Below are 6,246 nucleotides of genomic sequence, written 5' to 3'. Positions count from 1 at the left end.
TCTATAGCGAGAATGTGGCGACCCAGGAGACGGAGAAGGCAAATGCCGACCCGACCGAGGGGCTCTCGGTCGAGGAAAAGATCCACTGGCAGATCCTGCATCGCAAGAAGGACGGCATCGAGGACCTGCTGAACGAGGCGCTAACCCGCCGCGGGCCAGTCGACATCCTGAACAATGTCCTACTTCCCGCGATGAAGGACGTCGGCGACAAGTTCGGCGCCGGCGAGCTGATCCTGCCCTTCGTGCTGCAGAGCGCGGAGGTCATGAAGAAGGCGGTGGCGCGGCTGGAGACGTACCTTGAGAAAACGGAAGGTCAGACCAAGGGGAAGGTCGTCCTGGCGACCGTGTACGGTGACGTGCACGACATCGGCAAGAACCTGGTCAACACGATCCTCACCAACAACGGCTACACGGTGGTGGATCTGGGCAAGCAGGTGCCGGTGAACACGATCATCGAAAAGGCCGAGGAGATCGGGGCGGACGCGATTGGCCTTTCGGCGCTGCTCGTCTCCACCTCGAAGCAGATGCCGCTCTGCGCCCAGGAGCTGTACCGGCGCGGCCTGCGCTATCCACTGCTGGTGGGTGGCGCGGCGATCAACCCCAGCTTCGTGCGGTCGGCCGCCATCGTCGACCCGGAAGCGGCCGTCGTGTACCCGGCGGGGATGTTCTACTGCAAGGACGCCTTCGAGGGGCTGGCGGTGATGGACCGCCTGCAGGCCCCGGACGAGCGCGAGAGCTTCGTCCGCCGGCACAACGAGGAGATGCTGGAGCGCCAGCGGAAGTACGAGGAGGCAAAGGCGAAAGCGAAGGATCTTCGTCCGGCTTCCCGGCAGAACGGCGGCGTGCCCCCCGCGGATGTCCCGACACCGCCCTTCTGGGGCATCAAGGTGCTCGACCTCCCGGTGGACGAGGTGGTTGCCTGCGTGGATCTCAACACCCTGTACCGGATGCAGTGGGGTGCCAAGAACCTCAAGGGAGAGGAGTGGGAGAGGCTGCTGCGGGAGGAGTTCGAGCCGCGCCTGCAGCGGTACACGCGGGAGGCGCGCACCCAGGGGTGGCTACGACCGCGGGCCGTCTACGGCTACTTCCCCGCGGGGCGGGAGGGGAACGAGGTGGTCGTATTCGATCCGGTCGACCACGACCGCGAGCTGGGACGCTTCTATTTCCCGCGTCAGGAGGATCGGGAGGAGCTCAGCCTGGCCGACTATTTCCGCCCGCTCGAGGACGGTCGGCCGGCGGACGTGGTCGCCCTCCAGGTGGTCACCAGCGGTCACGTGGCCGAGCAGTTCGTCAAGCAGCGGCAGGTCGACGGAGACTACAGCGAGGGGTACTTCCTGCATGGCTTCAGCGTGCAGACCGCGGAGGGGGCCGCCGAGTTGGTCAACCGGCGCATCAAGGAGGAGCTGGGGATCGGCAACGGTCGGGGGCTGCGGTATTCATGGGGATATCCTGCGTGCCCGGACATCGAGCAGCACGGCCTCCTTTTCCGGATCCTCCCCGTAGAGGAGACGATCGGGGTGACGCTGACCGCCGCGTACCAGCTCAACCCGGAGCAGTCGACCGCAGCCATCGTGGTGCATCACCCGGCGGCGAAATACTTCAGCGCGGCGTGACGGGGCGCCGGGGCGCCCGGTCACGCCGCGGCTGAGAAGCCAGAAGCTAGAAGCTAGGAGCTAGAATGGTGCTCCCGCGGCTACTTCTGATCTTCCGGGCGTCGTGGGCAAGCCCTTGACGAGGGTGTAGAGGCACGTCATGCAAACCGGAATTCGAGTATTCTAGCTCCTAGCTTCTAACTCCTAGCTTCTTCCTCATGCCCCGCCGCCACAACCTCGAACGAGCGCTCGGCACCTCGAGGCGTTCCATCTGGATCGCGACGGGGCTCATCCTGCTCATCGGGGTGGCGCTCCTTCTCTGGCTGTTTTCGCCGGCGGAGCAGAGCCGGCGCGAACGGGTGGAGCGGCTGCAGGTGGGAGATCACATGGGGCGGGTGGCGGAGGTTCTCGGGCCGCCCGGCGCGCGTTGCCCGGCAGGTGACATGACGCGCTATGCGGACAGCTTTCCGCCGGGGTGGACCGCTGCCGGGATCGAGACGACGCTGCAGGCCCTCGAGGAAGAGACCGACGAACGGTGGGTGTACGGCCTGGGCGAAGACGAGCCCGTCACCTGCGAGCCCGTGCTGGGTCGCACGGAGATCGGATTGGACCGCGACGGACGAATCCTCTGGTACGTCGCGATCGCGGGGGAGAGCCCGATCCATGTGGGACCGCGGTTCGCCCCGGCCCCGGCCGAGCCGGAATGACGCCGACTTTTATCCTGGTGGACCATGCCTGACTTTCGCGAGCTGATCGCCGACGGCCGGCCGCACGTCTTCGATGGGGCAATGGGGACGATGCTGTACGCCCGCGGCGTTTACATCAACCGGTGTTACGACGAGCTGAACCTGCGCGAGGCGGACATCGTCCGCGACGTGCACCGCGCCTACGTCCGCGCCGGCGCCGAGATCCTGGAGACGAACAGCTTCGGCGCCAACCGGGTGAAGCTCGCCCGCTACGGGCTGGAGAAGGAGACTCACGCCATCAATGCCCGCGGGGCGGAGATCGCCCGCTCGGCGGGTGGCGACCGCGTCGCGGTGGCCGGGGCGATCGGCCCGCTCGGCATTCGCATTGAGCCGTACGGCCCTACCTCGGTGGACGAGGCGGTCAGCTACTTCCGCGAGCAGGCTGAAGGGCTGCTCGAAGGAGGAGTCGACCTCTTCGTGCTCGAGACGTTCGGGGATCTGCTGGAGATCCAGCAGGCGGTCCGCGCCGTTCGGTCGGTGTGTGATCTCCCCATCGTCGCGCAGATGGTGCTCAAGGAGGACGGCTCTACGGCCCTGGGCATGGATGTCGGCGTCTTCGCGCAGCGCCTGGAGGAAGCGGGCGTGGACGTGGTGGGGATGAACTGCAGCGTCGGCCCCGCGGCCATGCTCGACGCCGTGGACGTGCTCATCAAGGCGACCAACCGGCCGCTCTCCGCGCAGCCCAACGCCGGACTTCCCCGGGAGGTGGACGGCCGGAAGATCTACATGGCCTCGCCCGAGTACATGGCGACCTACGCGGCCCAGATGATCCGCAAAGGGGTGCGCTTCGTCGGGGGATGCTGCGGGACCACGCCTGACCACATCCGCGAGATCACCGCCGCGGTACGTATGCTTTCGCCCGCGACGCGCCAGTTCCGTGTGGTCACGCCCGAGCCGGAGGTCGAGGAGGCCGGTGTCCAGCCGGTGCCCCTGGCGGAGCGATCTCATTGGGGGCGGAAGATCGCGCAGGGCGAGTTCGTGACCACGGTGGAGATCGTACCGCCTCGCGGCGCCGACCCGAGCAGGATGCTGGAGGGGGTGCGGCTGTTGAAGGAAGCGGGGATCGACGGCGTGAACGTGCCCGACGGCCCCCGCGCGCAGAGCCGGATGGGCGTGATCGCCACCTCCGTGCTGATCCAGCAGCAGGTCGGCATCGAGCCGGTGCTGCACTACTGCTGCCGCGACCGGAACCTGCTGGGGATGCTCTCCGACCTCTTGGGGGCACAGGCGCTGGGGCTGCGCAACCTGCTGCTGATCACCGGCGACCCGCCGAAGATGGGGCCCTACCCCGAGGCGACCGCCGTCTTCGACATCGATGCCATCGGCCTCACCAACCTGGTGACCCGACTGAACCGCGGTCTCGATCCCGGTGGGAGCTCGATCGGCGAGCAGACCAGCTTCGTGGTCGGGGTCGGCGTGAATCCCGGCGCGGCCGACTTCGAGCACGAGATGAACCGCTTCTACTGGAAGGTCGACGCGGGGGCGGAGTACGCCATCACCCAGCCGGTCTTCGACCTCGCGCAGCTCTTCCGCTTCCTCGAGCGCATCGAGCAGGAGGGACTTCACATCCCCATCATCGCGGGGATCTGGCCACTAGTGAGCGCCCGCAACGCCGAGTTTCTGGCGAACGAGGTGCCGGGCGTGGTGGTCCCGCCCGAGATCGTCGAGCGGATGCGCCGTGCCAGCGACCGCGGCAAGGAAGCCGCCGTCGAGGAGGGAATCCTGATCGCCCGCGAGATGCTTGCGGAAGCCCGCCCGCACATTCAGGGAGTGCAGGTGAGTGCGCCGTTTGGGAAGGTGGAATTGGCGTTGGAGGTGATGGAAGGGCTGGGAAGGGAGAAGGAAGAGGTTTCGGAGGTGAGTCAGAAATCGGTGGCGGGGGGATGAGGAGAGAAGCTAGAAGCTAGAATTCTTCCATTCCTACCGGTAGGTTGATGGCGGCATTATGGTCGCTCCTGTCCCCCAGTGCGGCGGCGGTTCAGGCTGGCTCGTGGTGTCCCCGTTCGCAGGCGCAGGAAGGGGAGGGCAAAACGGAACTCGCTAGCCAATTCTAGCTTCTCGCTTCGAGCTTCTTTTCGATCGCGCCTGGAGAGTCCAAACGGGCTTTCCAGGCGATGTTGCAGGTGAGGCCCTTCCACGGGCCGATTTCACCCGAACCAGACCCTATGCGCAGGTGGGCGGCTCCTGAGGAGGTCCGGAAAGGGGCAGGGTGGAAGAAAAAGCCGAAGCCCATTCTAGCTTCTGGCTCCCAGCTTCTCGCTTCTCGCCGGCCGCCAGCTTGTATCCCAGCCGTGAACCAAATATATTCATAGGCTTTGCATCACCCGGCGCCTTGACCTGATGTTGCCGTGTTCGACCAGCTAAGCGACAAGCTAGACGGCGTACTCTCCGGATTCCGCCAGCGGGGAGTGCTCACCGAGCCCATGATTCGGGATGGGCTGCGGGAGATCCGTCGTGTGCTGCTCGAGGCGGACGTCAACTACCAGGTCACCCGCGAGTTCCTGAAGCGAGTGGAGGCGCGGGCACTCGGCGAGCAGGTGCTGAAGTCGGTCTCGCCGGGGCAGCAGATCGTGCGGGCGGTGCACCAGGAGCTCACCGCCATGCTCGGCGAGAAGAGGGCGCCGCTGGCGATCGCTCCGGCCCCGCCAACGATCATCATGATGGTCGGGCTGCAGGGCTCCGGTAAGACGACCACCGCGGGTAAGCTCGCGCGGCGGATGAAGCGCGAGATGCGCCAGACTCGCCTGGTCGCCTGCGACGTCTACCGGCCTGCCGCGGTCGAGCAGCTGCAGACGCTCGGCGAGCAGGTGGGGGTGCCCGTCTCGGCGGAGCCGGGGGTGACCGACGTGGTCGGCATCGCTCGCCGGGCGCTGGAGACGGCCCAGCGCGAGCGCGATCGCGTGGTGATCGTCGACACCGCGGGCCGCCTGCAGATCGACGAGGAGATGATGGACGAGCTGAAGCGCCTGAAGCAGGCGCTTCAGCCGCACGAGATTCTCCTCGTCGCGGACGGCATGACCGGCCAGGAGGCGGTGAAGATCGCCGAGGGCTTCGACCAGGCGCTCGACATCACCGGCGTCATCCTCACCAAGATGGATGGCGATGCGCGGGGTGGTGCCGCGCTCTCCATCTATGGGGTCACCGGCAAGCCGATCAAGTTCATCGGTGTCGGCGAGAAGCTGGACGGCCTGGAGGAGTTCCATCCCGAGCGGATGGCCGGGCGGATCCTCCAGATGGGCGACGTCCTGACCCTGGTCGAGAAGGCGCAGAGCTCCTTCGACCAGGAGCAGGCCGCGAAGCTCGAGAAGAAGATGCTCGGGGCCGGGCGCTTCGATCTCGACGACTTCCTGACGGCGATGCGCCAGCTCCAGAATCTGGGGCCGCTGGAAAACCTGCTCAAGCTGCTGCCGGGGGTGAACAACAAGATGTTGAAGAACATCAAGGTCGACCCCCAGCGCATGAAGCACATCGAGGCGATCATCCTCTCCATGACCCCGCAGGAGAGGAAGAAGCCCGAGCTGCTCAACGGCTCTCGCCGCGCCCGCATAGCCCGCGGCTCCGGCCGCCCTGTGCAGGAGATCAACCGTCTCCTCGAGCAGTTCAAGGAGATGCAGAAGTTCATGAAGCAGATGAAGAACCTGCAGGGGATGATGCCGCGCGGTCTGCCGCGGCTGGGTGGTGGAGCGGGGGGTGGGTTTCCGTTTGCGAGGTAGGGGATATTCGGGTTCCGATATCAGTTATCCGTCGGAACCGGTCGCACTCCCAGGTTGGCTTGCCAGGCGAGATGCGGCAATCCGATCCTACGGAGACAACCGATTGTAGGAAACGGATAACTGATAGCGGATAACGGATAACCCATAGCCGATAGCTTAGTTGCTCCGGCATCTATACGGGCCGAGCAACCTTCG

The 6,246-nt window shown here is 65.9% G+C and carries 4 protein-coding genes; all 4 read left to right on the top strand.

The window, feature by feature from the left end; translation table 11 throughout:
- Window positions 1-1,613, top strand: a 1,613-nt coding sequence (locus VF167_16535; protein ID HEX6927032.1) for a vitamin B12 dependent-methionine synthase activation domain-containing protein, incomplete at its 5' end; no start/stop codon positions are given.
- Window positions 1,614-1,810: 197 nt separating this feature from the next.
- The gene (locus tag VF167_16530) at window positions 1,811-2,299 is read left to right on the top strand and encodes a hypothetical protein (GenBank protein HEX6927031.1); all 489 of its coding nucleotides are present in this window, start codon (window positions 1,811-1,813) and stop codon (window positions 2,297-2,299) included.
- Between the two features lie 24 nt (window positions 2,300-2,323).
- Window positions 2,324-4,225: a bifunctional homocysteine S-methyltransferase/methylenetetrahydrofolate reductase gene (locus VF167_16525; protein HEX6927030.1), complete on the top strand. Its 1,902-nt coding sequence runs from the start codon at window positions 2,324-2,326 to the stop codon at window positions 4,223-4,225.
- A 461-nt stretch (window positions 4,226-4,686) separates the two neighbouring features.
- The gene (gene ffh, locus VF167_16520) at window positions 4,687-6,051 is read left to right on the top strand and encodes a signal recognition particle protein (protein HEX6927029.1); all 1,365 of its coding nucleotides are present in this window, start codon (window positions 4,687-4,689) and stop codon (window positions 6,049-6,051) included.
- The last annotated feature ends 195 nt before the right edge of the window (window positions 6,052-6,246 follow it).

The organism is Longimicrobiaceae bacterium, from assembly GCA_036375715.1.
GTDB lineage: Bacteria > Gemmatimonadota > Gemmatimonadetes > Longimicrobiales > Longimicrobiaceae > DASVBS01.
This window is presented reverse-complemented; position numbering and strand designations above follow the sequence as displayed.